Below are 24,961 nucleotides of genomic sequence, written 5' to 3' on the forward strand. Positions count from 1 at the left end.
AGTGATCACCGCACCCGGCGAAGACCAAGCCGTCAGGCCGCAGACTACGGCCGCGTCCGCAGCGGCGGAGAAGGAACCTGCGGCTCCGACGGCGGGACCGGTTGCGGGGGCGCAGCGGCGACAGGTCGTTGCGGGGCATTGCGATTACGGGTGGGCTGGCGTTGCTCAGTGGGGTGGGTGGGCGGCTGATCGGGGCACAGCGGCGGGATGTTTCCGGTGAGCGGGCGGCGATCCAGTTGCCGGAGCCGAGTGGGCCGACCGTTTCGCTCGCACCCGATGCGGATTTGAAATTGCCGGGGCTGACGCCGTATCTGACGTCCAATAGCGACTTCTATCGGATCGATACCGCGCTGATCGTGCCGCAGGTATCCGTTGACGACTGGTCGTTGCGGATCCACGGGATGGTGGATCATGAAATCCAGCTCAGCTGGGACGATCTCGCCAAGCGAACACCGGTCGAGACGCTGGTGACGCTGGCCTGTGTATCGAATCCGGTCGGCGGCGATCTGATCGGCAATGCAAGCTGGCGCGGCTACCGCTTGGACGAACTGCTCGCCGAGGCCGGACCGCATCCGGACGCCGATATGGTCCTGTCGCACAGCATCGACGGCTTCACCGCGGGCAGTCCGCTGGCCGTACTCACAGACGGCCGCGATGCGCTGCTCGCCGTCGGCATGAACGGCGAACCCCTCCCGGTCGCACACGGCTATCCGGCCCGACTGGTCGTCCCCGGACTCTACGGCTACGTCTCCGCCACCAAATGGGTGACCGAACTGGAGATCACCCGCTTCGACCGGGCCACCGCCTACTGGACCCGTCGCGGCTGGTCCGCCTACGGCCCCATCAAAACCGGCACCCGCATCGACACCCCGCGCGCCCGCGCCAAACTGCAACCGGGCAGCACCGCCATCGCCGGCGTCGCCTGGGCCCAACACCGCGGCATCCGGGCCGTCGAAGTCCAAATCGACAACGGCCCATGGCAACCCGCCCGCCTGTCCACCGAACAATCCATCGACACCTGGCGCCAATGGGTCTACGACTGGAACGCCACCCCCGGCCCCCACACCATCCGCGCCCGCGCCACCGACGGCACCGGCGAAACCCAAACCGAAGCCCGCGCCCCCGTTGTCCCCGACGGCGCCACCGGCTACCCCTCCACCACTGTCACCGTCGGCTGAAGCGGAGACGATCGTCGATCTGCCGATCCGGGCGCGGATCGACTGGAGTCGACCCGCCGAACTGATCCGCCGACGGGTGTGCCCCGTGCGCGAATTACGCACGGGGCACACAGAACTCAGACGCCGACGGTGTCGGCCTTGGCCAGATCGGTCTTCGGGCCGGATGCGGCGGATTGGCCGTGGCGGATGAAGAGAGCCGAGGCGATTACACCGATCAGGAGGATGCCCGCGGGGAGCAGGATGGCTTGGCTGAGGGCGGTGCTGAAGGCGTCCTTGACGAATTCGGGGATGGGCCCTTGGCCCGCACCGCCTTCGGAGACCTTGCCGCCGCCGAGGCCGTTTGCGCTCATGCGGGACGCGATCAAGGCGCTGATCGCGGCGCTACCGAGTACCGAACCCACCTGACGGGTCGTGTTGTAGACACCCGCACCCGCACCGGCCAGCTGGACCGGCAGGTTGTGCGTAGCGGTGGAAGCCAGTGGCGCCCAGATGCAGGCGTTGGCGAAACCGGCCAGCGCGCCCGAGAGCAGGAACCACACCAGTGAGGAATGCGGTGTCATCACTGCGGCGAACCAGAAGATCGAGGCCGAGAATCCGATGAATCCGATGGTCGGCACGAGACGCGGGTGCAGCCTGTCGGACACCTTGCCGATGATCGGCGCGAAAACGCCGGTGACGATCGCCATCGGGGCGAATGCCAAGGCGGACTTGGTCGGTGACAACTCCCGCACCGCCTGCAAGTAGAAGTACGCCGGCACCATCAACGAGGTGACCGCGGCGCCCATGGCTGCGATGGCCACATTCGACATCGCGAAGTTGCGATCACGGAACAGCCCCAATGGCAACAGCGGCTCACCGGTATTGCGCGACTGATTCACCAGGAACACTGCGAGCACGACAACACCCGCGCCGATCATCAGCCAGATGCGCAGCGACCAGTCGTAGGTATTGCCCTCCTGGATACCGAAGACCAGCAGGAACAGACCGATACCGCTCAGCACCACACCCGGGATATCGAACTTGTGCTCATGCGTCGGAAGCGCCGGAACCAGCCAGACCGCGAGCGCGAACGCGACTATGCCGACCGGAACATTGACGATGAAGATCCACTCCCAGCCGAGCCCGTCGACCAGCACACCGCCGAGGATCGGGCCGACCAGCGTGGCGAGACCCGCGACACCGCCCCACAGACCCATGGCCGCACCGCGCTTATCCGGCGGGAAGGTCCTGGTGATCACCGCCATGGTCTGCGGCGTCATCAGCGCGGCGCCGAGCCCCTGGACGGCCCGCGCGGCGATCAGCATGGCGATCGATCCGGACAGACCGCACCACAGCGAGGCGGCGGTGAATACGGCCAGACCGACCAGGTACAGGTTCTTGGGCCCGTAGCGATCGCCGAGCCGACCGGTGACCAGCAGCGGCACCGCATAGGTCAGCAAGTACGCGCTGGTCACCCAGATGACCTGGGAGATGTCGGCCTGCAGATCCTGCATGATCGCCGGATTCGCGACCGCGACGATGGTCATATCCAGCAGGATCATGAAGAAGCCGACGACCAGCGCAAACAGCGCTAGCCACGGATTACGTTGTGTGGTCATGGATTTGGTTCCTATCTCGGATGTCTGTTCCGGAGGCGTGCGCACACCGGTACACATCAGGGCGATGACGCGCTGGTCTCGTTCCAGCGGCGCGGCACCGGGGGTGGTTCGGAATGTTCCTGGTCGGACCAGGGGTGCTGATGTTCGGTTATGCGGACGCCGGTGGCCGGATCGAATTCGTCCCACTCCATCTCGCCGCTGTCCAGTTCGGAGATCAGGTTCTCGACCCACGCGATCTCGGCGGCGATGGTGGCATGCAGATACGGGAGCACGATCCAGTAGCGCCGCGGCACGGCGTGCATACCCGCCCACTGGCTCATCATGTCGATATCGGCGAGGTCCTGTGCCAATCGCTCGACCCGCTCCCGCAGTAGCGCGAGCACTTCCGGTGCGGGCAGGTTGTGCGCTTCCGCGAGCGCGACCGGGAATACCGGGTATTCCCGCCCGGGATTGCGCAAGATCTCGGCGATCCGGGAACGCAATGTCTCCCGGCCGCTTTCGGTGATCCGGTAGGTGGTGCGCTCCGGCCGATTCCCGTCCCGGTCGACTCCCTCGGCCTGCACCATTCCCTGGTCGGCCAACCGCGTCACCGTGTGATAGAGCGAGCCCGGACGCACCTTCACCAAGATGTCCTCCCGACGGGCGATCAGCAGCTGATACGCCTCGTAGGGATGCATGGGCCGCTCGTCGAGCAGCGCGAGCACGGCGATCGCCAATGGCGTCACCGACGGGCGCGCGTGCTGCCCCATCTTCGGTCACCTCCTGCAGAACGCTCGCGGATGCGAGAGCGAATTCCCGGAGCACGATAGCCAGGGCCACCGACATACTCCGCATCAAATACTCCACGTGGAATATACGGCGCGGAACAGTCCGCCCACAAGACCGCAGTATCGAGCGGAAATGTGATCGGCGACATAGCAAACGGCCCGAGCGTAACCGCTCGGGCCGTCGTGACCAGGGGATTTGCTAGAGCGCGTGGTTGTCCAACCAGGTGCGCGCCACCTCCGCGGCCGCGGCACCTTCGCGGACCTTGCGGATCATCTCCGCCAACTCGTCGGTCGTGAGCTCACCCGCGACGTAGTTCAGCTTCTTGATCTGCCGATCATCCAGCAGACCTTTGCGGTAGACCGCGAGCACATTCTCGGCTCGCACCGCGTAGTCGTTATCGGCGAGGACCGTCAGCCCATCGGTCGCACCGGGGGTCAGCACCGGCGGACCGGTCAGGATTCCGGCCTGGATTTCGCCGTCCAGCAATGCCTTTCGCAGCGCAGTCGCGTCGGGATAGGGCCTGGTACCGGCGAAGTCGCAACCGGCAATCCGCACGGGCGCCGCCGTTTGCAGCACACCCGGCACCGACGCCACCCCGGCCTGCATTTCGCCACAGCGCGGTGCGAGCGCGCCGAGCGACCGCACGTCCTTGCCCGCGGCTTCGGTCAGCAGCACCCGGGCTCGCATATCCGTGCCGTCGGCCGGATCGGAGACCGCGAGCCCTTCCGGCAGCGACCGGCTCAATTCCTCGGTCACCGACAGCCGAACGGGTGCGGACTTGTCCGCCACCTCGGTCGTCACCTCGGGCTTACGCGCCTGCGCATCGGCATTCAGGAAGGTGAGCAGTTCGCCGCTGTGCTCGCCGACCACCGTCACCGTGCCCGCATCCAGTGCGGCCAGATAGTCGGCCCGATCACCGAGATCAGCGGTGACCGAGGTGCGCGCACCGGTCCGCGCCAACGCGCCCGCATAAATTTGCGCAAGCAGATTTGATTCCATCGAATCGCCCGCGCCGACCGCTATCGTCGGGCCAGGATTGTCGCTTCCACAGGAAACGGCCAGCGCGACGGCCGTGACGACCACGATCCGTACGAGCATCCGCCTCGACGCGGCCAACCCCATCCGGCGACACCAACCTTCGGTAGTGAACAGGAACTGCATGCAGCGGGCAATATGAACAACCAGAATGTACCGGGTGGCCGTGCGAGCACGGCTTCTCGCACCGCCCGTCATGCCGGAAGGACTCCAGTGAAAACCACGATCAACCCCGATGCCGCGCGGCACGGGCGGTTCGCGCTGCGGCTGACGCTGCGCGCCGCCCGCATTCTCGTCGCCGCCGCGGCATTGGCCGCCGCCATGATCCTGTCCGCCTGTGGTAACTCCGATCCGCTTGCGGCCAAGGGCAATTGCGAGGGCGACGGGCTGACCGTCGGCTCGGCGAACTTCCCGGAATCGGAAACGGTCGCGAATATCTACGCGGAAGTGTTGCGCGCCAACGGATTCAATGTCGACACCAAACTCAATATCGGTAGCCGCGAAGCGTATATCCCGGCATTGCGCCAGTGCGCGATCTCGGTGATTCCGGAGTACAACGGCAACCTGCTGCAGTACCTGGACAAGAACGCCACCGCGGCAAGCTCAGCCGATATCGACGCCGCCCTCACCAAGGCAGTCGGTTCCGATCTCGCCGTCGGCACCCCGGCCCCGGGCCAGGACTCGGACGCGGTCGTGGTCACCAAGGCCACCGCGGAACGCTGGAACCTGCACAGCATCGCCGATCTGGCCGCACATTCGGCCGAGGTGAAATTCGGTGCGCCCGCCGAATTCCAGGAGCGCGCAGGCGGTCTACCCGGCCTGAAGAAGAACTACAACCTGGATATCGCCGCGAACAATTTCGTGCCGATCGCCGACGGCGGCGGACCCGCGACGGTGCGTGCATTGGTCGAGGGCACGGTGACCGCGGCAAATATCTTCACCACCTCCCCGGCGATCGCGCAGAACAATCTGGTGGTCCTGGAGGATCCGAAGCACAACTTCCCCGCCCAGAATGTGGTGCCGCTGTTCAACTCCGCCAAGAAGACCGATAAGGCGCTCGCCGCGCTCAACGCGGTCTCCGCGAAACTCACCACCGACGAACTGCTGAAGCTCAACGAGGCGGTCTCCGGTAGCAGCAAGACCGAACCCAAGGCCGCAGCGCAACAATGGGTCGCCGCCCAAGGGCTGAACAAGCCCACCGGGTAGGAGCCAGCGTGTCCGATATCGAATTCAGCCGTATCAGCAAGACCTATCCGGACGGCACGCACGCCGTCTCCGAACTCGATCTACACATCGAATCCGGTTCGTTCACCGTCTTCGTCGGACCGTCGGGCTGTGGCAAGACCACCTCGATGCGCATGATCAACCGGATGATCATTCCCAGTTCGGGCACCATCACCGTTGGCGGCGCGGATATTTCGACGGTGAATCCGGTCGAGTTGCGGCTCGGTATCGGATACGTGATCCAGAGCGCCGGACTCCTGCCGCACCGCACCGTCGTCGACAATGTCGCGACCGTACCTGTGCTGCAAGGAGTTCGGCGTCGCGCGGCCCGCGCGGCGGCACTCGAGGTGCTGGACCGGGTCGGGTTGGACCGATCGCTGGCCAATCGATATCCCGCCCAACTCTCCGGCGGGCAGCAGCAGCGGGTCGGGGTGGCCAGGGCACTGGCCGCCGATCCGCCGGTGCTTTTGATGGACGAACCGTTCAGCGCGGTCGATCCGGTGGTGCGCGAGGAGTTGCAGGCCGAAATGCTGCGGCTGCAAGCGGAATTGCGCAAAACCATCGTCTTCGTCACCCATGACATCGATGAGGCGGTGAAACTCGGTGACCGGATCGCGGTATTCGGACCGGGCGGCGTCCTACAGCAGTACGACGAACCACAGCGCGTACTTGCCGCGCCCGCAACAGATTTCGTGGCGGGCTTCGTCGGACGCGACCGCGGCTATCGCGCATTGTCATTCCGCAGTGCGGATAGCCTGACACTGCACGAGATCCACACCGCGACCGAACCCGAACTCGCTGAATTGCGGCTGGACCGGGGCGAATGGGTATTGGTGGTCACCGATTCCGGTGTTCCGCGCGGGTGGATCGATGTCACCGGCGTCGAGAGCATTCGGGCCGGGCGGGCATTGCACGACAGCATCGCCGCGGGCGGCTCGCTCTTCCCGCCGGACGGCGACCTCCGGCAGGCGCTGGACGCGGCGATCTCCTCGCCGTCGGGAATCGGTGTCGCCGTTGACGATTCCGGTGCGGCTCGCGGCGGTATCCGCGCTCCCGAGGTGCTCGAGCAGCTCGCCGGGCAGCGCACACTGGAGGACGACGAGCGCAATCGGCATTTCTTCGAAACCGAGAACGCATGAAGTATCTGATCGACAACTTCTCCGAGATCATGGGTTTCACCAGGACCCATCTGTATCTCGCGTTGGTGCCGCTAGTGCTCGGGCTCATCATCGCGATTCCGGTGGGCGCGTCGGTGCGCCGGATCTCCTGGCTGCGGCGCGTCACGGTGACGGCAGCCAGCCTGTCGTACACCATTCCGTCGCTGGCCCTATTCGTGATCATTCCGCCGCTGGCCGGGATTTCGACCATCGACCCGCTGAATGTGATCATCGCGCTCACCGTGTATTCGACGGCGCTGCTGGTGATCGCGGTGCCGACGGCACTGGATTCGGTGTCGCCCACCGTCATCGACGCCGCCGACGCCGTCGGCTTCAGTTCGCTGCGGCGCACCGTGACCGTCGATATGCCTTTGGCCATACCGGTTTTCGTCTCCAGCCTGCGCGTAGTGGTGGTCACGAATATCGCCATGGTTTCGGTCGGCGCGCTGATCGGTGTCGGCGGACTCGGCAAACTCTTCACCCAGGGCTATCAGCGCGACTATCCGGACGAGATCATCGCGGGCATCATCGTGACGCTGGCGCTTGCCCTGATCTTCGACCGCCTGGTGTACGCCATCGGACGCTGGGCGACCCCATGGACGCGCGCGGACACCAGGACGGCGAAAGGCGCTGCGGCATGAACCTTTTCATCGATGCCTGGCACTACTTCACCGACGGCGCGAACTGGAGCGGCCCGGCGGGTATCCAACACCGCATCGCCGAGCACCTCTGGTACAGCTTCCTGACCGTCGTCGTCTCCGCGGCCGTCGCGGTCCCGCTCGGATTGGTGATCGGGCACACCCGTCGCGGTTCCGCCCTGCTGGTCGGATTCGCCAATGCCATGCGCGCCCTGCCCACCCTCGGCCTGCTCACTTTCCTGGTGCTCGGCCTCGGACTCGGCCTGATTCCGCCCCTGCTCGCGCTCGTCACGGTCGGCATTCCGCCGCTGCTGGCCGGTGCCTACGCCGGAATCGCCAATGTTGCGGCCGATGTCGTGGACGCCTCACGCGCCATGGGCATGACCGAGCGCCAGATCCTGTTCCGCGTCGAGGTCCCCAACGCGCTGCCGATCCTGCTCACCGGACTGCGCGGGGCCACTTTGCAGGTCATCGCCACCGCCACCATCGCCGCCTTCGTCAACCTGGGCGGTCTCGGCCGCTACATCTTCGACGGCATCGCCGTCTACCGCTACGACCGGGTCCTCGTGGGAGCCCTGCTGGTCGCGGTCCTCGCCATGGTCATGGACGGCCTGCTGGCTTTCGTGGTCTGGGCCAGCGCCCCCGGCACGGGCCGCCTGCGCCGCACCTCTCAGCTGCCCGTCACCCCTGCCGGAATCCTGCAGACCGCGAACTAGCGCTCAGGCATAGGGATCGGTGATCTCGCGCAGGCGGGCCAACGTCTCGCGCAGCTGCCGCATGCGCTGCGCACCGAGGTGCGTCGCCCACTCGGCCTCGATCCGGTCGGCGACGGAGTTCGCATACGTCGCCATCTTCGCCCCACGTTCGGACAGCACGACCAACCGTGCCCGACCGTCGCTCGGATCCGGCAGTCGCTGCACATAGCCGGCGCGCTCGAGCTGATCGACCAGAAATCCGGCGGTTTGCTTGGTGACCTGGGCCTGTTCGGCCAACTCGGTCAGACGGCTGCCGTCGGCGCCGATGCGAGCCGCGAGCCGCCCCTGGGCGACGGTGATGTCGTCGTATCCGGACTCGGCGAGGTCGGCGAAGATCCGGTCCTCCATCGATCGGTAGGCGATGAACATCAGCAGGCCCACATTCATATCGTCGTCGGCCATCCCACTCCTTGACTTTGGTCAGATAAGCTTACTACATTTGTAAGTCTATCTGACTAATCCTACGTGAGGTCCGAACCCAGGGGAGCGCACCATGGACCGCGAAACCTGTTGGCAGACCATCGAACAGCAGCGGCGCGCGATTGCCGACCTGCTGGCCGACCTTTCGGCCGACGAGTGGGAAGCGCCGTCATTGTGCGCGGGCTGGCGAATCCGGGAGGTCGCCGCACACATCGCGCTGACACTGCAGCCGCCCCCGATCGGCGTCATGCTCAGCACCGGAATCCGCGCGCGCGGCAACTACAACCGGTTCATCGATGACCTCACCAGGCGCTACGCGAAACATCCAGCCGCAGAACTCATTTCGGCGATCCACGCCAACGCCGGTTCCCGGAGGCTGCCCAAGCTCACCAACTATCGCAATATCCTGTTCGACACGATGGTGCACGGTCAGGACATCGCGATTCCGCTCGGTCGCACGATCGAGATCGAACCAGCGGCCGCGGCCGCCGCGGCCGCCCATGCGGTAACCGTCGGATGGCCGGTATGGGATAAACACCGCCTCGACGGCATCCGCTTGGTCGCATCCGACGCGGACTGGACCCACGGCAGCGGACCGGAGATCCGCGGCCCGATCACCGCACTGCTACTCCTGGTCACCGGCCGCACAGCGGCAATGGGCCTGCTGGCAGGCGACGGTGTCGCGCCGATGACCGCTCGCCTGCATTGACCGCCCCGGCATTGACCAATGATGTGACATGGGTCACGATGTGACGTGGCCGCAGGAGTTTGCTTCGCGGATGCTCGACGCACGATCGCGGAGCCGAATTCTGCGGGATCACTCATCCGAGACCAGGAGGCGTACCGTGAACAGTCGCTCTATGAAGGCGCGCGACATCATGCACGAAAACGCGGAGTGGATCCCCGCCGACGAAACGCTGGATCGGGCCGCGCAGATGATGCGCAGGCTGGATATCGGCGCACTGCCGATCGGCAACGACGACCGGCTCGTCGGCATGCTGACCGATCGCGACATCGTCGTGAAATGCATTGCGATGGGCCATGATCCGAGCAAGGTACGGGCCGGGGATCTGGCGGAGGGCACCCCGCGCTGGATATCCGCCGATGCCGATGTCCGCGAGGTGCTGGACCTGATGGAGCACGATCGGATCAAACGGCTGCCGGTGATCGACAGCAAGAAGCGCCTCGTCGGCATGATCTGCGAATCCGATATCGCCAAGAACCTCAGCGACGCCGAAATCGCAGAATTCGTCTCGGCCGTCTTCGTTCCGCACTGATCTACCCGCACAACGCAATACGGGGCTGCTCACCTGAGTGAGCAGCCCCGTATTTCCGGGTCGGAATTACGCGACGCCCTCCGCGCGGGCGGCGGCGGCCACGGCCTCGGCGACGGCCGGGGCGACGCGCGGGTCGAGCGGGCTCGGCACGATCTTGTCCGGGGCGATCTCATCGGCGACCACGCTGAGAATGGCGTCGGCGGCGGCGATCTTCATGCCCTCGGTAATGCGGCGAGCGCCCGCGTCCAGCGCGCCCTTGAAGACGCCGGGGAACGCGAGGACATTGTTGATCTGGTTCGGGAAGTCGCTGCGCCCGGTGGCCACGATCGCGGCGTACTTGTGCGCGATGTCGGGGTGGATCTCCGGATTCGGGTTCGACATGGCGAACACGATCGACTCCGGCGCCATCGAGGCGATCAATTCCTCGGCGATGGTGCCCGCGGAGAGTCCGAGGAACACATCGGCGCCGGCCAGCGCCTCGGCCGCACCACCGGCGAGCCCGCGCGGGTTGGTGCGCTGCGCGAGTTCGACCTTCACCTCGTTGAGGTCGCCACGCTCGCGGTTCACGATGCCCTTGGAATCGAGCACGGTCACGTCCTTGACGCCCGCGGCGAGCAGGATGTTCGTGCACGCGACACCGGCGGCGCCCGCACCGGACACCACGACCTTCATGTCATCGATGGCACGACCCTGCACCTTGGCCGCGCCGTTGAGGGCGGCGAGCACCACGATGGCGGTGCCGTGCTGGTCGTCGTGCATGACCGGGCAGTCCAGGGCCTCGATGAGCCGCTGCTCGATCTCGAAGCAGCGCGGCGCCGAGATGTCCTCCAGGTTCACCGCGCCGAAGCTCGGGCGCAGCCGGATGATGGTCTCCACGATCTCGTCGACGTCCTTGGTGTCCAGGACGATCGGGATGGAGTTCAGTCCGGCGAACTTCTTGAACAGCGCCGCCTTGCCCTCCATCACGGGCAGCGAGCCGCGCGGGCCGATGTCACCGAGACCGAGCACCGCGGTGCCGTCACTGACCACCACGACGAGCCGGTCGGTCCAGGTGTAGCGCTTGCACAGCGCCTCGTCCTCCGCGATCGCCAGGCTGACCTTCGCCACACCCGGGGTGTAGGCGATGGAAAGGTCGCGCTGGGTGTCCAGCGGTGCGGTGAGTTCGACCGAGAGCTTGCCGCCTAGGTGGCCCGCGAAAATTTCTTCTTGGGTAATTTCGGAAAGGCTTGCGGTGGCATTCGCTGCGTCAGTCACAGATGACACGATTTCACTCCTGGTCGGGTCGGACAAGCCGGGGGGACGGTTACCGCCGGGTACATGGGTATTAGCTGTTTCACACGCTCATCGAGTGCGCTGACCGGGACATTTCGGATCGAGTCGAGAGCATCGGACATGCGACGATCTACTACCGAAACGTGGCGCGGCACTGATCCGCAGGGCGAAGGTCGGACGGGTGTGTCCGTACAAAACGTGCAGGTCTTTTCGAGCGACCTGCAAGCAGTCGCTAACGATCGGCATCCTCGGGTCGCGACGGTGCGTCGCGAGGCGGTGATCGCCGTTGTTCCCGAACCCGGCGGTGGCGTAGGCGGGAATCCGCAACATTCTGCCAGCCAGGAGGACGCATTGCCAAACCGGCGTGTCGTATCCCGGTCGAGCGTCATCTTTCGAGGGTAGGTCGCGGGAATTACCACGGGGTAAGCAGAAACTCGCAGTTCGGCAGCGCTATCCGGTGAGCTGTCACAACGGGAGCGGATCGGCCGCGGTGAGCTCCGGCCGCGCCGGGGGCTCGGGCATGATATCGGCAACCCCGGGGCGCACCCACACCGCCTCGAGTCCGCCGGAGGTCAGCCGCACCCGCCAATCCGCCGCTGCGCCAGGATGATCGGTGCGCCGGTGCATCCCGCGACTCTCCGTGCGCGCGAGCGCACTGTATTTGGTCCAGCGTGCCACCGCCAGCAGCGCCGCCGCCTGCCTGGCGCGCAACCGGTCCGCACCGAATCCGCCGAGATCGAAGTCGGCGCCCGGCCACATGGCGTCGAGTTCGCCGATGCTGTCGCGCAGACTTCCCGCGCTGCGCCAGTAGCTGCGTCGCAATGGCAGCGTGTGCTCCTGCACCAACCCGACCACCGCGCGCGGATCGATGCGGGCCACCGGATTCAGTCCCGCACCGGCCACTTCGCGCACCGGCCCCGGCACGCCGCGTCCGGTAGCGAAGCGCGCGGCACCCTTTCCGGCCCACACACCCGAGGCGATGGCCCATGCTCCGCCCTGACCGCCGAAGCCGCCGACCGCGCCGGTGATCGGCTCGCGCGTCATCACATCGCCCGCACCGTAGAGTCCGGCCACCGTGGTCGCGCAGTCGGTCCCGCCTATGCGCAAACCGCCGGTCCCGCGGACCGTCCCCTCCAGTACGGCGCGCAGCGGTACCCGGCGGGTGTGGTCGACCAGCCCCTGTCTGGAGAGCCAGCGCCGGACCGGGTACGGCACATCATCCAGGGCCGCGTAGATCCGGCGGCCATCCGCGATCGCGGTGAATGCCGCCGAGCGATGACCGGTGATCTCCGCACCGGATTCGTCGTAGAGCGTCGCGAAATGCAGTGCCAGCCCGGGAGCGAAGGCTGTGCCGCGGGGCGCGGGCACAACCGGTACGAGACCGTAGGCGCTGGAGAATTCCATGCCCGACAGTTGCGCGCCCGCCTCCGCGGCCAGCAGCAGTCCGTCACCGGTGTCCACATCGGTGCCCGCGCCGCCGGAGAGGAAGGCGCAGCCGCCGGTGGCGACGACGACCGCCCCGGCTCGGATGGTCCAGGTCCGAAAGCCGTTGTGCCGCTGCACACCGACCGCACCGGCGACCACGCCGTCGCGATCGACGAGCAGCTGCAGGGCGGGATGTTGATCGAGAATGCGCACTCCGGCTTCGAGCAGGCTGCGGCGCATCCTGCGCAGATAGCTTGCGCCGTCGAGGCATACGCGCAATGGCGTTGCGCCGTTGCCCTCACCGGGAAACCGATAACCCCACGCCACGAGCTGTTCGACCCGCCGATGCGCTTCGTCGAGTACGCGCAGCATCCACTCCGGTTCGGCGAGCCCGCCACCGTGCGCGTATGCGCGCTGCACCGCCTCATCTCGCGCGGTCCCGGGCGGGATATTCCACAGCGACGTAGTCCCGGCGGCGGTCGGCCCGCTCGCACCGCAGCGGCTCTTGTCGACGAGCGCCACCCGAGCGCCCGCGGTGGCGGCGGAGATGGCGGCCCAGGTCCCGGCGGGACCGCCGCCGAGGACGAGCACATCCGTCTCGAATTCCGTCACAAAGAGAAATGTTCGGCCACAATTCACGCGACCGCAACCATTACCGATTTATCAGCTCCACCACTGCGTCCACAGCAATATCCCGGCGACAATAAAAACGACCACCGATCCGGAAAAAGCTGCCAAACCCCGATGACGATCTGAAAAAATTTGTGCGCCGAGGCCGATCGCGGAGGTGGCGACATGCCACGTCACCGATTCGCCGCCGGGTCCGGGAAAGCCACGCCGAGCAGCGATTACCGCGGTACCGATAACGACGAGGGCCAGCACGAACATCCCACCGGCGACGATTCCGCTGAGTCCGCGCAGCACTCTCACGAGGCGATCACCGGCACGCCCGTCGCTTTGCCCGCGAGTTCCTCGAATTGCGCGGGGTCGGTGGTGAATTCACCTAGCCGGATGGTTTTGTTGGAACCGTGATAGTCCGACGAACCGGTCGTGATGAGACCGAGTTCGGCGGACAACTCCGTCAGCAGCGCGCGATCGGCCGCGGAATGGTCCGGGTGATCGATCTCGAGCCCGCCGAGTCCGAGCTCGGCCAGTTCGCGAATATCGTCGATCGCCAGCAGCCGCCCGCGCTTGCGCGCCCGGGTGTGGGCGAGCACGCTGACCCCGCCCGCGGTCGCGATCATTTCGACGGCCCGGCGCAGCGGTGTATCCGCCTTCTCCGCGTAGTAGGGGCCGTGCGGGGCCAGCAATTCGGTGAAGGCCGCGTCCACGGTCGGCACCACACCGGCCGCGACGAGCGCGCGTGCCAGATGCGGACGCCCCGCTGACGGTCCGGCCGAGGCCAGGACCGCATCCGGATCGATGGGTAGTCCGTCGTCGCGCATGCGCTCGGCCATCGCGCGCAACCGCTCGACGCGTTCGGCGCGCAAGCGTTCCCGCTCGTCGGCGAAACACCGGTCGGTCGGGTCGAAGAGGTAAGCCAGCAGATGCACCGGAACCGGCCACCCGTCCTCACCGAGCCCGATACACGACATCTCCATGCCCCGCACCAGCGTCAACCCCTTCGGTAGCGCGTCGACCGCTTCGGCCCACCCGGCAGTGGTGTCGTGGTCGGTGATCGCGACGACGTCCAGCCCGGCCGCCGCCGCGTTGCGGACGAGTTCGGCCGGGGAATCGGTACCGTCGGACGCGGTCGAATGGGTATGCAGGTCGATGCGCACGCCTTCTTTCATACCGTGCGCTCACACAGCGCACGCACGCGCACGCGACGTAGCATCGGTCGGTGCCATCAATTCCGCCGCTACCGTCGTTCCGGAGCCAGAGCCGAGCACGTAGGCAACTGCCCCGTATCCCGGTCCCCACCGCGCGTGCGGTGGTCGACTGTGCCGTGTACGTCGACGGCAGGCGGCTGCCCGGCCACTTCAGCCATGCGGACGCGATGGCCGAGGTCAGCAATCGCGGAACCGGATTCGTATGGGTCGGACTGCACGACCCCGACAAGTACCAGATGGCCGATATCGCCGAGGTCTTCGATCTGCACCCGTTGGCCGTCGAGGACGTCATCCACGCTCATCAGCGGCCGAAGCTGGAGCGCTATGACGACACCCTGTTCCTCGTCCTGCGCACCGTCAGCTACGTCCCGCACGAAATCCATTCGGTCAGTGAGATCGTCGAAACCGGCGACATCATGGTCTTCACCGGACCCAATTTCACGGTGACCGTTCGGCACGGTGAGCACACCGGACTCGCCGGTGTCCGAAAGGAATTGGAGGATCACCCCGACCAGCTCATGCTCGGTCCCGGTGCGGTGCTGCACGCGGTCGCCGACCACGTTGTGGATTCCTATGTGGCGGTGGCCCAGTCGGTCGAGAACGATATCGACGAGATGGAAGAAGAGGTCTTCACACCGCGCAGCACGGTGACCATCGAATCGATCTACCAGCTCAAGCGAGAGGTCGTCGAGCTGCGTCGCGCGGTGAATCCGCTAGGCACCGCGCTCGAAGTACTCGGCCGCAACACCGCAATGCCGCTCCCCAAAGAGGTTCGGCGCTATCTGCGCGATGTCGCCGACCACCACACCGCGGTGGCCGAGCGAATCAACGATTTCGACGAGGCGCTCAGCGCACTGATCACCGCGGCGCTCGCCAAAGTCGGTGTCCAGCAGAACACCGATATGCGCAAGATCTCGTCCTGGGTGGCCATCGCGGCGGTGCCGACGATGATCGCAGGCATCTACGGGATGAATTTCACGCATATGCCGGGGCTGGAGGCAACCTGGGGCTTCTGGATCGTCATCGTGATCACCCTCGCCATCTGCCTCGGGCTGTACGTCAACTTCCACCGCAACAACTGGCTCTGAGAACTACAGCGACGCAGCGCCTCTGGCCGGATCATGCACATCGATACCCGCCTCCGCCCACGCATCACGCAACGCCTGCGCACCGCGCACCCGCACCCAGGCCGCCTCGGTCGCGGTCACCGGAACCACCGCGAAATACCGCACCGGTTCGGCGGGTTCGGGCAGTGTGACTTCGGGAATATCGCTCTCCCCCAACAGCACCGCGGTGAAGGGCGCGTCGCGCCACATCGGCTCGCCCAGATCGAGCAGCGCATCGGCTTGCAGCACAACACCTTCCACGGCGGGCGCAGCGACGAGCACGCCGAGCGTCCGGGCGAGTCCGGAACTCGGGCCGACCCCGGCACGCAGCGTCAGCACCAATTCGGCCCGCGGCCCGCGCACCGGATCGGCGTGCAGGTCACCGGGATCGCCCATGGGATGACGTGATCCGCCGAGGGTCACGTAGTGCACCAACTCGTCGCCGGGAATGCGCAGAATCTCGATGGGCTCCAGGCCCAGGAAGGTCACCGACGCGGAGTCGACACCCGTCGAGACGGCACCGAAGTGATCCAGCACCTCGGCGCGGACCTTGTCCACGACTTCCATGCGCTCAGATCGCCAACCGCGCCAGCATGTCCCGAGCCTGCTCGGCCGACTTCGGGTCGCACAGCACGTCATAGCGGCCCGCCACCAACTGCATCGTGGAGGCGAAATCGCGCTGTCCCCTGGTCGCCGCGTACGGGATCGAGGTGGAAATGACGCCGAAGATGATGCCGCCGACCAAGCCGACCAGCACCGGCGCGAAACCGCCGCTGGTGGTGAACAAGCTCAACAGCAGGCCGAGGAACAGGCCGAGCCACGCGCCCGAAACCACCCCACCGCCGATCACCTTGCCCCAGGTCAGTCGGTACAGCACGCGCTCGACCTGCATCAGGTCCACGCCGACGATGGTCACGTCTTGCACAGAGAACTCGTTGTCGGCCAGGAAGTCGACCGCCTTCTGCGCCTCGGCATAGGTCGGATACGAGCCGACCGGCCAGCCCGATGGCGGCGTCGGCAGGCCCTGGCGCGCGCGATTCGAGTTCCCCAAGGGATTCGTCATATCTCTATTCTGCTATTCCGAACCGGAGTTCGGGGGTGTGAAACGCGTGGTGCCCATCTCTGAAGACCTCAGCATCCCCGCGGCTCGGCCCTTATCAGCGATTACCTGAGCCATCTTCGCGCTGGCCTCATCGATCATTTCGTCGCCGAGCATTACCGCTCCGCGCGCACCGCCTTTTTCCGAGGTGTGGAAGGCGTAGGCATCCAGAATCAGCTCGGCGCGATCGTAATCGGCCTGGCGCGGACTGAAGATCTCGTTCGCGGCCTCGATCTGTCCGGGATGCAACACCCATTTACCGTCGAAACCGAGTGCCGCGGTACGCCCGGCCGCCCTGCGGAATCCATCGATATCCCGAATTTGCAGGTAGGGGCCGTCGATTGCCTGCAGGCCGTGCGCGCGGGCGGCGAGCAGGATCGTCATGAGGATGTGGTGGTAGGCATCGCCGGTGTCATAACCCTCGGGCTGTTCACCGACCACCAGCGTGCGCATATTGATACTGGCCATGAAGTCGGCCGGGCCGAAGACCAGGGTCTGCACCCGCGGGCTCGCGGTGGCGATCTCATCTATATTGCGCAGCCCCATGGCGTTCTCGATCTGCGGTTCGATACCGATCCGGCCGACCTCGAGCCCACTGGCCTTCTCCAATTGCGTGAGCAGCAGATCCAGTGCCTGCACCTGACCGGCATCGGTCACCTTCGGCAGCAGAATCGCGTCCAGCGCCGCGCCCGCGCCCTCGACCACGGTGATCACATCGGCGTAGGTCCACTGGGTGGTCCAATCGTTGACCCGCACCACCCGGAGCTGATCGCCCCAGCCGGTGTCGTTCAGCGCCGCCACGATATTCGCCCTGGCCTCGGCCTTGGCGGCCGGTGCGACCGCATCCTCCAGATCGAGAAAGACCTCGTCAACCGGCAAACCCTTGGCCTTATCGATCATCTTCTTGCTGCTACCTGGGCAGGCGAGCACCGAGCGGCGCGGCTTCATGATCACTCCCGTCGATCGTGGCATGGTGCGAGTACCGGTCCGCGAACCCTCTAACCTGGGGCCATGGCAGCAACCAGGGTGTACGTCGCCAGGCTGGCCGGGCTGGTGGTACTCGGCCCGGACGGCGAGTCTATCGGCCGCATCCGCGACGTCGTCGTGGCCATCCGCTACGACCGCCAGCAACCCCGGGTGCACGGTCTGGTTGTCGAATTGCCGTCCCGGCGGCGGATTTTCGTGCCGATGCTGCGGGTTACCACGATCGAACCCGGTGTCGTCGCGCTCAATACCGGCACGGTGAGCCTGCGCCGCTTCACCCAGCGTCCGGGCGAGATGCTCGCACTCGCGCAGATCGTGGATTCTTCGGTGCGCGTTGATGATCCGGATCTGCCGGATCTCGCGGATGTCGATGTGCTCGTGGTCGATCTCGGCATCGAACAGACCCGGACCAGGGACTGGCGGGTCACCAGGGTCGCGGTGCGCGGACATCGCAGGCTCGGCCGCCGCCGGACCGTGCATGTAGTGGACTGGATGCAGGTCAGCGGGCTGACGCCGTACGAGATCGGCAGGCCGGGCCAGGACGTCACCCAGTTGCTCGAGCAGTTCGAGGGCCTGCGTCCCGCCGATGTCGCGCATATGCTGCGCGAACTTCCCGAGAAGCGGCGCATCGAGGTGGCGATCGCACTCGACGACGAGCGACTCGCCGATGTCGTGCAGGAACTTCCCGACGACGATCAGGTCGATCTGCTCGGCCATCTCGAGGTGCGCCGCGCCGCCGACGTGCTCGAGGCGATGGATCCCGACGACGCCGCCGACCTGCTCGGCGAACTGCCGAAGGGTGAGCGGGAATCGCTGTTGGCACTGATGGATCCGGAGGAGTCCGAACCCGTCCGCAGGCTCCTCGAACACTCCCCCGATACCGCGGGTGGTCTGATGACGCCGAAACCGGTGATCCTGACTCCGGCCACCACCGTCGCCGAAGCGCTTGCCCGAGTGCGCAATCCGGATCTGACACCCGCGCTGGCCAGCATGGTGTTCGTGGTGCGGCCGCCGACCGCAACGCCGACCGGCCGCTTCCTCGGCACGGTGCATTTACAGCGACTGCTGCGCGAACCCCCGGCACACCTGGTCGGCGGCATCCTCGACACCGATCTGGCTCCCCTGCGTCCCGATGCCCCGCTCGGGGCGGTGACCCGCTATTTCGCCACCTACAACCTGGTCTGCGGTCCGGTGGTGGACGAGGAGAACCATCTGCTCGGCGCGGTCAGTGTGGACGACGTGCTCGATCATCTACTACCGGAAGATTGGCGCGAGCAGGAAGATACGGCCCACGACGCGGTCGTGGGCCACGAGGGGGTAGTCGATGCCGAGTGAGAAGACTCCGGCGCGCCAGCGCCTGGAAACGCCGATGGAATCACGGTTCCGCTTCGATTACGACGCCGAGGCGCTGGCCCGCTCCAGCGAGCGGGTCGCCCGATTCCTCGGCACCGGACGCTATCTCGCGATCCAGACGATTGTGGTGATCGTCTGGATCCTGCTGAACGTCTTCGTGATCGCGCTGCGCTGGGATCCGTATCCGTTCATCCTGCTCAATCTCGCGTTCTCGACCCAAGCAGCGTATGCCGCGCCGCTGATCCTGTTGGCGCAGAACAGACAAGACAATCGCGACCGCGTGTCGCTGGAGGAAGATCGCACCAGGGCAGCCCAGACCAAGGCCGATACCGAATTCCTCGCCCGCGAGCTCGCATCGCTGCGGATCGCGGTCGGCGAGGTTGCTACGCGCGACTACTTGCGCAGGGAATTGGAGGAAATGCGAGAGGTGCTGGACCGGATCGAGGCCGCGCAGTCACCGGATTCCGAGTCGAGCCCCGATAAACCGCCGAAGGCCAATCGCAAGAAAAGCTCCGGCAGAAAGCCGGGCACAGTTCAGGTTTCACCGCCAGTTGCTGACGATTGACAGGAAATGCTCAACAAGGTTGTGACCCACGGGTAACCTGGACGACGTTGTCCCGAGCGGACGGGCAGGGGATGTCCCGGACAGGCGCTCTCACGACGTAGAGGATTGGTGTGGCCGAATGCGAATCTCTGCTCCGATAACCGTCTCGGCCCTGGTCGTCGCCGGTCTTGTGGCCACGGGCTCGGGTACCAATGCCACACAATCCACCACTCCCGATACCGCACCCGAGGCTTTGCTCGCGGCGTCGACCGGCCCGTCCGCCACCGATGGAACATCCGGCAACACTGGCGAAGCCGCATTGTCCCGGACAGTTGGTCTCCTTCCGGTAACGCCGGAGGCTCCCCGCAAACTTCGAGCAATGACTCCGCTTGCGGATGGCACGCCACTGTTCGCGGGTTCGGTGCCGTTGCACGACATCGCCCTGCCCGCCACCGGCGGCGCGCTCGGGATCCCGGAAATCGTGCTCGCGGCCTATCGCAATGCCGAACTCGCACTGGAATCCTCGATGCCCGGCTGCGGTCTGTCGTGGAGTCTGCTGGCCGGGATCGGGCGGATCGAATCGCTGCACGCGGGCGGCGGACGGACCGATGCCGCGGGCACCACTGTGACGCCGATCTTCGGGCCCGCGCTGGACGGCTCACTACCGGGCAATGAGGTGATCAGGGCCGCCGACGGCAGCGCGGTGCGCGCCATCGGGCCGATGCAGTTCCTGCCCAGCACCTGGAGCCGGTACGCCGCCGACGGCAACGGTGACGGTATCGCCGACCCGCACAATGTCTTCGACGCCTCGCTCGCCGCGGGCAAGTATCTGTGCTCGGGCGGGTTGAATCTGCGCGATCCGCAACAGGAACTGCGCGCGGTGCTGCGCTACAACAACTCGCTCGCCTACGCCGCCAATGTGCTGAGCTGGTCGGCGGCCTACCGCACCGGCGGCACTCCGAGCCAGGTGAGCATCTCCCCCGATCTCATCCCGCCGGGTACCGCGCCGATCACGACGGGCGCGGACATGCTGGCCGCATCCTCTACGGCACCGACGACCACCACCACCACGACCGCACTGCCGCCGAATACCGTGATCATCCCGACGCCGACCGAGGTGATGATCACCATCCCCGGTCTGCCGCCGATCCCCTGCGGCATCTTCTGCCCGCGGCCGGTACCCAAGCCGCCGTGCGATCCGCAGCAGGTGGCCCCGGCGCAGCTGCCCGCACCCGGCGATCCGGCACAGTCGCCCATCGCACCGGCGCAGACCTACGGCGCTGCGGAAGACGGGGAACCGAAAGATCCTCGGCAGCAAGACCAGCAGCGTCCGGATCAGCAGCCGCCGCAGCAGCAGCAACCCGCCAATTGCACTCCGGCTCAACCGGATGCGGCCCAGCCCGGTGCGGCCCAGCCCGCGCCCAATGCGCAGGCACCCGCGCAATCGCCGGGCGAAACGGTGCAGAACTCCCCGGAGAAGACACCGGAGCCCGGCGTGGCCGAAGTGCCGGAGCCGACGCAGACCGAAGCAGCCACCCCGCCGCCCGCACCGGGCATCACGCTCCCGTTCGGCATCGTGATCCCGCTGCCCGCCCCGGCACCGGCCCCGCAGGGCTGAGACCAGGCCCGATATCGAACAGATGACGCCACACCGAGACCCGATAACGAAGCAGTAACAAAAAGGTCTCGAATGCGGTACCCTCTACTTCGTCCATCACGAAGGGCTCGTTATCGAGTCAATTGGAGGGTCACCGCACAGTGGGGCGTCACCGAAAGCAGTCGCCTGCGACGATCAAGCGCAGCTCCGTTATCGCATTGACCGGATTGGTCCCCGCTGGACTCGTGGCCGTCGCCGCGTCCGCAGGCACCGGCGATCCGACCGCATCGTCTGTCCTGCAACACATTCCGGAGGACGATCAAGACGACCAGGCGGCGAGACTTTCGGTCGCCGCGGAACCGGCGGCGACCGAGTTCGTCGCGAACGCAATGGCAAAGCAGGCACCGAGTGCGCCGCCGATCGTGAAAACCGTTGCGCTGCCCGATGGTAGGCAACCGGCCGCACTGCCACCCGGCCCGCTCGGCATTCCCGGCGTCGCCGTCGCGGCTTACCAGAACGCCGAAAACATACTCGCCGCCGAGAATCCGGTCTGCGGAATTCCGTGGTACCTGCTCGCCGGTATCGGCCGGGTCGAATCGACGCATGCCTTCGGCGGTAAGGCCGATGCGGACGGCAACCCGCTGACACCGGTCTATGGTCCGGTGCTCGACGGCAGCCTCGCGGGCAACCACGTCGTTCGCGATACCGACGGCGGCGCGCTGGACGGACTCAGCGGATACGACCGCGCCATCGGCCCGATGCAGTTTCTGCCGGAGACCTGGAAGCGCTACGGCGCCGACGGTAACGGCGACGGCATCGCCGATCCGCAGAATCTGTTCGACGCGACACTGACCGCGGGCCGGTACCTGTGCGACGGCGGGTTGAACATGCGCGATCTCACCCAGCAAACCAGGGCGATCCTGCGCTACAACAACTCCATGGCCTATGTCGCAAATGTGATGGCGTGGGCCGGATCCTATGCCTCCGGCATCGCACCTAAGCCCGGGGACCTGCCGCGAATCTGAGACAACGTAAAATTCATGCCATGCCAGTGGTAACGGAAGCGGATGTGCGGGGAGCCCTCGCGAAGGTCGACGATCCGGAGATCCGCAAACCGATCACCGAACTGGGCATGGTGAAGAGCATCGCGATCGGTGCCGATAGCAATGTCCATATCGAGGTCTACCTGACGACGGCGGGTTGCCCGCTGCGCACCGAGATCACCCAGCGGGTCACCAAGGCGGTGGCCGACGTCGCGGGCGTCGGCGCGGTCACGGTCGACCTCGATGTGATGGACGATGAGCAGCGCACGAATCTGCGCAAGCAGTTGCGCGGCGACTCCGCCGATCCGGTCATCCCGTTCGCCCAGCCCGGTTCGCTCACCCGCGTCTACGCGGTGGCCTCCGGTAAGGGCGGCGTCGGAAAGTCCAGTGTCACGGTCAATCTCGCCGCCGCTATGGCCGCGCGCGGTCTTTCGGTCGGTGTGCTCGACGCGGATATCTACGGTCACTCGATTCCACGGATGCTCGGTACCGACGCGCGCCCGACTCAGGTCGAGCGGATGATCATGCCGCCGCAGTCGCACAATGTGAAGCTGATTTCCATCGCGCAGTTCACCCAGGGCAATACGCCGGTGGTGTGGCGCGGTCCGATGCTGCACCGGGCGCTGCAGCAGTTCCTCGCCGATGTGTTCTGGGGCGATCTCGATGTGCTGCTGCTGGATCTGCCGCCAGGCACCGGCGACGTCGCGATCTCCATCGCGCAGCTGATTCCGAATGCGGAGATCCTGGTCGTCACCACGCCGCAGCCGGCGGCCGCCGAGGTCGCCGAGCGCGCCGGTGCGATCGCGCTGCAGACCCGGCAGCGGATCGCGGGCGTCATCGAGAATATGTCCTGGCTCGATCTGCCCGACGGCAGCCGGATGGACCTCTACGGTTCCGGTGGCGGGCAATCCGTCGCCGACCGTCTCACCCGGGCCGTCGGAGCGAATGTGCCACTGCTGGGTCAGATTCCGATCGAGCAGGAGTTGCGCGAGTCAGGCGACGAGGGCACTCCGATCGTATTGCGCAATCCGGAGAATCCGGCCGCCAAGGCACTGCTCGACGTCGCCGACAAACTCGCAGTGCGCCGCCGCGGACTCGCGGGCATGTCACTCGGAATCGACACGACACGCCACCTGTAACCACAGGCCACACCCACGGCTTGAGCACTACTCGACGCCGCCGACAAACCACAGCACGCCACCGCAGACTCCCGGGCACGTCCGAACTCCAGAGTCTGCTCGACATTCTCGCACCGGATGTCGTCTTCCTCGGCGACGGTGGCGGACTCGCACAGGCCGCGCTGGTGCCCATCGCCGGGGCCGACGCGGTAGCCGGCCTCCTCTCCGCCGCGCTCGGTAACCTCACCGCGAGGTCGGCACAGCCTGCCCTCGTCAACGGCCACCCGGCGCTGATACTGCGATTCGACGGCGAGATCGATGGCGTCATAGCGGCGCGCATCGACGACGGCCTCATCACCGGGATCTACTCCGTGCGCAATCCCCAGAAACTGTCGCGTTTGCAGCGCGAGACCGCCCTGCACCACTGACGCCTGCTGATGTCGCTGACAAGGACGCAGCGCGACGTCGCCGACTCGGGGGCATGTCACTCGGCATCGACATGACGCGCCACCAATTGCCGCAGGCCACACCTGTCACTACAGATAACAGCTGTGGCCACAGGCCACACCGTAGCCGCAGACCACACCGTAGCCGCGGACCACAGCTGTCACCACGGACCACAGCTGTCACCACAGGCCATCGCTGTCGTTCGGGCCACAGCTGTCATGACGGGCCGACACCGCGGGCTACACCTGTCACCGCAGGCCCCGATCGATCGCGGGACACAGTGGCGGCTGTGTGAATCTCACCCTTCGCAGAGGAGTGGCCGCCCTGCGGCGCTTTGATAATCGCGGGTCCTTGTCGGGCTGCGACCGCGCCGTGCCGACTCGCGCGACTGCGCCGTGCCGACTCGGATCGGCGGGGCGATCGCACAGCTCGGTGGCCGATGACATGACCGCCCGCAATTCGAGGGCCGATTTTCGCGGGCGGGCGGATGTCAGGTGTCGGCGTGGGCCAATAAGCTCGGGGACATGCTCACGCTGCTGTTGTACGTGCTGATCGTCGGCTTGGTCGCCGCGGTGCTGTTCCTGCTCGCCAGTGCGGTCTTCGGGCGAGCCGAGGAACTCGGACCACTGCCCGAGGGAACAACGGCGACCGTGCTACCCGCCGAGGGCATCAGCGGCGCGGATGTGCGCGCCCTGCGCTTCCAGCAGGTGGTGCGCGGCTATAAGGCCGGTGAAGTCGACTGGGCGCTGACCCGGCTCGCCGCCAGAATCGACGAACTGCAACTCCAACTAGCCGAGGCGCGTGGCACCCAAACCCCGAGCGTCCAGCTGCCGAAACAGCCGCAGCCGAGCGCACCGCATCAGCAGCCCCAGGCAGCGACCCCTCAACCGACCGGCACGATCGCCCAGTCACCGGCCCCGACCGGCCAATCCCAAGCACCGACCGGCCAATCCCAGGTACCGACTGTCCCGCCGAACGGCTCGATCACCCCGCAGGCACCGACTGTCCAGCCACCTGCGGCCCCACCACAGCCACCCACCGACCCACCGAACGGCACAGCGACCCAGGCACCGATTGGACAGCCGTCGGTT

Annotated in this window: 25 protein-coding genes and 1 pseudogene; 15 read left to right on the forward strand and 11 right to left on the reverse strand. The window is 66.3% G+C overall.

Translation table 11 applies throughout. From position 1 onward, the window contains the following. The first annotated feature begins 128 nt into the window (after positions 1-128). Entirely contained in the window at positions 129-1,178 is a 1,050-nt protein-coding gene (locus ON44_RS26860; RefSeq protein WP_373283213.1) for a molybdopterin-dependent oxidoreductase, read from the forward strand. Between the two features lie 116 nt (positions 1,179-1,294). Here ON44_RS26860 and ON44_RS26865 read toward each other — a convergent pair whose 3' ends face one another. The 3 genes from ON44_RS26865 to ON44_RS26875 all read right to left on the reverse strand — a co-directional run bounded on the left by ON44_RS26865 (position 1,295) and on the right by ON44_RS26875 (position 4,705). Next, the gene (locus ON44_RS26865) at positions 1,295-2,776 is read right to left on the reverse strand and encodes a DHA2 family efflux MFS transporter permease subunit (protein WP_040695085.1); all 1,482 of its coding nucleotides are present in this window, start codon (positions 2,774-2,776) and stop codon (positions 1,295-1,297) included. A 56-nt stretch (positions 2,777-2,832) separates the two neighbouring features. Further along, the gene (locus ON44_RS26870) at positions 2,833-3,525 is read right to left on the reverse strand and encodes a PadR family transcriptional regulator (protein ID WP_040695067.1); all 693 of its coding nucleotides are present in this window, start codon (positions 3,523-3,525) and stop codon (positions 2,833-2,835) included. Between the two features lie 217 nt (positions 3,526-3,742). Next, a complete protein-coding gene (locus ON44_RS26875) occupies positions 3,743-4,705 on the reverse strand; it encodes a glycine betaine ABC transporter substrate-binding protein (protein WP_245567349.1) in 963 nt (320 codons plus the stop codon). Positions 4,706-4,852: 147 nt separating this feature from the next. Here ON44_RS26875 and ON44_RS26880 point away from each other — a divergent pair, with 147 nt between their 5' ends. From ON44_RS26880 to ON44_RS26895, 4 genes are read left to right on the forward strand one after another with little or no spacing between them, the layout of a single operon-like run. Then, positions 4,853-5,785, forward strand: a complete 933-nt coding sequence (locus ON44_RS26880; RefSeq protein WP_373283214.1) for an ABC transporter substrate-binding protein — start codon at positions 4,853-4,855, stop codon at positions 5,783-5,785. 8 nt (positions 5,786-5,793) lie between these two features. After that, a complete protein-coding gene (locus ON44_RS26885; RefSeq protein ID WP_040695069.1) occupies positions 5,794-6,942 on the forward strand; it encodes an ABC transporter ATP-binding protein in 1,149 nt (382 codons plus the stop codon). Further along, the gene (locus ON44_RS26890; protein ID WP_040695070.1) at positions 6,939-7,601 is read left to right on the forward strand and encodes an ABC transporter permease; all 663 of its coding nucleotides are present in this window, start codon (positions 6,939-6,941) and stop codon (positions 7,599-7,601) included. Before ON44_RS26885 ends, ON44_RS26890 begins: the two co-directional genes overlap by 4 nt. After that, on the forward strand, positions 7,598-8,314 hold the full coding sequence (locus ON44_RS26895; protein ID WP_040695087.1) for an ABC transporter permease: 717 nt from the start codon (positions 7,598-7,600) through the stop codon (positions 8,312-8,314). Before ON44_RS26890 ends, ON44_RS26895 begins: the two co-directional genes overlap by 4 nt. A gap of 3 nt (positions 8,315-8,317) precedes the next feature. Here ON44_RS26895 and ON44_RS26900 read toward each other — a convergent pair whose 3' ends face one another. Next, on the reverse strand, positions 8,318-8,755 hold the full coding sequence (locus ON44_RS26900; protein WP_040695071.1) for a MarR family winged helix-turn-helix transcriptional regulator: 438 nt from the start codon (positions 8,753-8,755) through the stop codon (positions 8,318-8,320). 91 nt (positions 8,756-8,846) lie between these two features. On the opposite strand from ON44_RS26900, the gene ON44_RS26905 reads away from it, so the two are divergent. Continuing rightward, positions 8,847-9,482: a maleylpyruvate isomerase family mycothiol-dependent enzyme gene (locus ON44_RS26905; protein WP_040695072.1), complete on the forward strand. Its 636-nt coding sequence runs from the start codon at positions 8,847-8,849 to the stop codon at positions 9,480-9,482. 151 nt (positions 9,483-9,633) lie between these two features. Further along, the gene (locus ON44_RS26910) at positions 9,634-10,050 is read left to right on the forward strand and encodes a CBS domain-containing protein (protein ID WP_040695073.1); all 417 of its coding nucleotides are present in this window, start codon (positions 9,634-9,636) and stop codon (positions 10,048-10,050) included. A gap of 66 nt (positions 10,051-10,116) precedes the next feature. Here ON44_RS26910 and ON44_RS26915 read toward each other — a convergent pair whose 3' ends face one another. The 4 genes from ON44_RS26915 to ON44_RS26930 all read right to left on the reverse strand — a co-directional run bounded on the left by ON44_RS26915 (position 10,117) and on the right by ON44_RS26930 (position 14,528). Continuing rightward, entirely contained in the window at positions 10,117-11,313 is a 1,197-nt protein-coding gene (locus ON44_RS26915) for an NAD(P)-dependent malic enzyme (RefSeq protein ID WP_040695074.1), read from the reverse strand. Between the two features lie 474 nt (positions 11,314-11,787). Next, entirely contained in the window at positions 11,788-13,359 is a 1,572-nt protein-coding gene (locus ON44_RS26920) for an FAD-dependent oxidoreductase (protein WP_051182494.1), read from the reverse strand. A gap of 51 nt (positions 13,360-13,410) precedes the next feature. Further along, entirely contained in the window at positions 13,411-13,677 is a 267-nt protein-coding gene (locus tag ON44_RS26925; RefSeq protein WP_040695075.1) for a hypothetical protein, read from the reverse strand. Then, positions 13,674-14,528 carry a PHP domain-containing protein gene (locus ON44_RS26930; protein ID WP_040695089.1) on the reverse strand — a complete coding sequence of 285 codons (855 nt, stop codon included), beginning with the start codon at positions 14,526-14,528 and terminating at the stop codon, positions 13,674-13,676. The genes ON44_RS26925 and ON44_RS26930 overlap by 4 nt, the downstream gene beginning before the upstream one ends. Positions 14,529-14,590: 62 nt before the next feature. On the opposite strand from ON44_RS26930, the gene ON44_RS26935 reads away from it, so the two are divergent. Continuing rightward, positions 14,591-15,667 (forward strand): magnesium and cobalt transport protein CorA, encoded by a 1,077-nt coding sequence (locus ON44_RS26935; protein ID WP_083898176.1) that lies wholly within the window; start codon positions 14,591-14,593, stop codon positions 15,665-15,667. A 3-nt stretch (positions 15,668-15,670) separates the two neighbouring features. Here ON44_RS26935 and ON44_RS26940 read toward each other — a convergent pair whose 3' ends face one another. The 3 genes from ON44_RS26940 to ON44_RS26950 are packed head-to-tail and all read right to left on the reverse strand — an operon-like array spanning position 15,671 to position 17,732. Continuing rightward, a complete protein-coding gene (locus ON44_RS26940) occupies positions 15,671-16,252 on the reverse strand; it encodes a suppressor of fused domain protein (protein ID WP_083898177.1) in 582 nt (193 codons plus the stop codon). Between the two features lie 4 nt (positions 16,253-16,256). Further along, positions 16,257-16,748 carry a YflT domain-containing protein gene (locus tag ON44_RS26945; protein ID WP_040695077.1) on the reverse strand — a complete coding sequence of 164 codons (492 nt, stop codon included), beginning with the start codon at positions 16,746-16,748 and terminating at the stop codon, positions 16,257-16,259. Positions 16,749-16,760: 12 nt separating this feature from the next. Beyond that, positions 16,761-17,732 (reverse strand): HpcH/HpaI aldolase/citrate lyase family protein, encoded by a 972-nt coding sequence (locus tag ON44_RS26950; RefSeq protein WP_040695078.1) that lies wholly within the window; start codon positions 17,730-17,732, stop codon positions 16,761-16,763. Between the two features lie 63 nt (positions 17,733-17,795). Here ON44_RS26950 and ON44_RS26955 point away from each other — a divergent pair, with 63 nt between their 5' ends. The 7 genes and pseudogenes from ON44_RS26955 to ON44_RS26985 all read left to right on the forward strand — a co-directional run. Continuing rightward, entirely contained in the window at positions 17,796-19,103 is a 1,308-nt protein-coding gene (locus ON44_RS26955; protein WP_040695079.1) for a magnesium transporter MgtE N-terminal domain-containing protein, read from the forward strand. Then, entirely contained in the window at positions 19,093-19,686 is a 594-nt protein-coding gene (locus ON44_RS26960) for a DUF1003 domain-containing protein (RefSeq protein ID WP_040695080.1), read from the forward strand. The genes ON44_RS26955 and ON44_RS26960 overlap by 11 nt, the downstream gene beginning before the upstream one ends. A 358-nt stretch (positions 19,687-20,044) precedes the next feature. Next, complete coding sequence (locus ON44_RS26965; protein ID WP_245567350.1) at positions 20,045-21,283, forward strand: lytic transglycosylase domain-containing protein; 1,239 nt, start codon at positions 20,045-20,047, stop codon at positions 21,281-21,283. A 140-nt stretch (positions 21,284-21,423) separates the two neighbouring features. Continuing rightward, positions 21,424-22,287 carry a lytic murein transglycosylase gene (locus tag ON44_RS26970; protein ID WP_040695082.1) on the forward strand — a complete coding sequence of 288 codons (864 nt, stop codon included), beginning with the start codon at positions 21,424-21,426 and terminating at the stop codon, positions 22,285-22,287. Between the two features lie 20 nt (positions 22,288-22,307). Further along, positions 22,308-23,444 carry an Mrp/NBP35 family ATP-binding protein gene (locus tag ON44_RS26975; RefSeq protein WP_040695083.1) on the forward strand — a complete coding sequence of 379 codons (1,137 nt, stop codon included), beginning with the start codon at positions 22,308-22,310 and terminating at the stop codon, positions 23,442-23,444. A gap of 20 nt (positions 23,445-23,464) precedes the next feature. Further along, the gene (locus ON44_RS26980) at positions 23,465-23,851 is read left to right on the forward strand and encodes a sigma-70 family RNA polymerase sigma factor family protein (protein ID WP_051182496.1); all 387 of its coding nucleotides are present in this window, start codon (positions 23,465-23,467) and stop codon (positions 23,849-23,851) included. A 543-nt stretch (positions 23,852-24,394) separates the two neighbouring features. Further along, positions 24,395-24,664 (forward strand): annotated as a pseudogene (locus tag ON44_RS26985) (DivIVA domain-containing protein); the annotation flags it as partial. Positions 24,665-24,961 lie beyond the last annotated feature (297 nt).

The organism is Nocardia vinacea NBRC 16497 (genome assembly GCF_000308835.1).
In the GTDB taxonomy this organism is placed as follows: domain Bacteria; phylum Actinomycetota; class Actinomycetes; order Mycobacteriales; family Mycobacteriaceae; genus Nocardia; species Nocardia vinacea.

Coding starts and splice junctions, on each gene's coding strand:
- ON44_RS26890 (WP_040695070.1), top strand. CDS start 6,939: ATGAAGTATCTGATCGACAACTTCTCCGAGATCATGGGTTTCACCAGG.
- ON44_RS26870 (WP_040695067.1), bottom strand. CDS start 3,525: ATGGGGCAGCACGCGCGCCCGTCGGTGACGCCATTGGCGATCGCCGTG.
- ON44_RS26965 (WP_245567350.1), top strand. CDS start 20,045: ATGACTCCGCTTGCGGATGGCACGCCACTGTTCGCGGGTTCGGTGCCG.
- ON44_RS26975 (WP_040695083.1), top strand. CDS start 22,308: ATGCCAGTGGTAACGGAAGCGGATGTGCGGGGAGCCCTCGCGAAGGTC.
- ON44_RS26865 (WP_040695085.1), bottom strand. CDS start 2,776: ATGACCACACAACGTAATCCGTGGCTAGCGCTGTTTGCGCTGGTCGTC.
- ON44_RS26900 (WP_040695071.1), bottom strand. CDS start 8,755: ATGGCCGACGACGATATGAATGTGGGCCTGCTGATGTTCATCGCCTAC.
- ON44_RS26950 (WP_040695078.1), bottom strand. CDS start 17,732: ATGAAGCCGCGCCGCTCGGTGCTCGCCTGCCCAGGTAGCAGCAAGAAG.
- ON44_RS26875 (WP_245567349.1), bottom strand. CDS start 4,705: ATGCAGTTCCTGTTCACTACCGAAGGTTGGTGTCGCCGGATGGGGTTG.
- ON44_RS26955 (WP_040695079.1), top strand. CDS start 17,796: ATGGCAGCAACCAGGGTGTACGTCGCCAGGCTGGCCGGGCTGGTGGTA.
- ON44_RS26940 (WP_083898177.1), bottom strand. CDS start 16,252: ATGGAAGTCGTGGACAAGGTCCGCGCCGAGGTGCTGGATCACTTCGGT.
- ON44_RS26945 (WP_040695077.1), bottom strand. CDS start 16,748: ATGACGAATCCCTTGGGGAACTCGAATCGCGCGCGCCAGGGCCTGCCG.
- ON44_RS26910 (WP_040695073.1), top strand. CDS start 9,634: ATGAAGGCGCGCGACATCATGCACGAAAACGCGGAGTGGATCCCCGCC.
- ON44_RS26895 (WP_040695087.1), top strand. CDS start 7,598: ATGAACCTTTTCATCGATGCCTGGCACTACTTCACCGACGGCGCGAAC.
- ON44_RS26905 (WP_040695072.1), top strand. CDS start 8,847: ATGGACCGCGAAACCTGTTGGCAGACCATCGAACAGCAGCGGCGCGCG.
- ON44_RS26960 (WP_040695080.1), top strand. CDS start 19,093: ATGCCGAGTGAGAAGACTCCGGCGCGCCAGCGCCTGGAAACGCCGATG.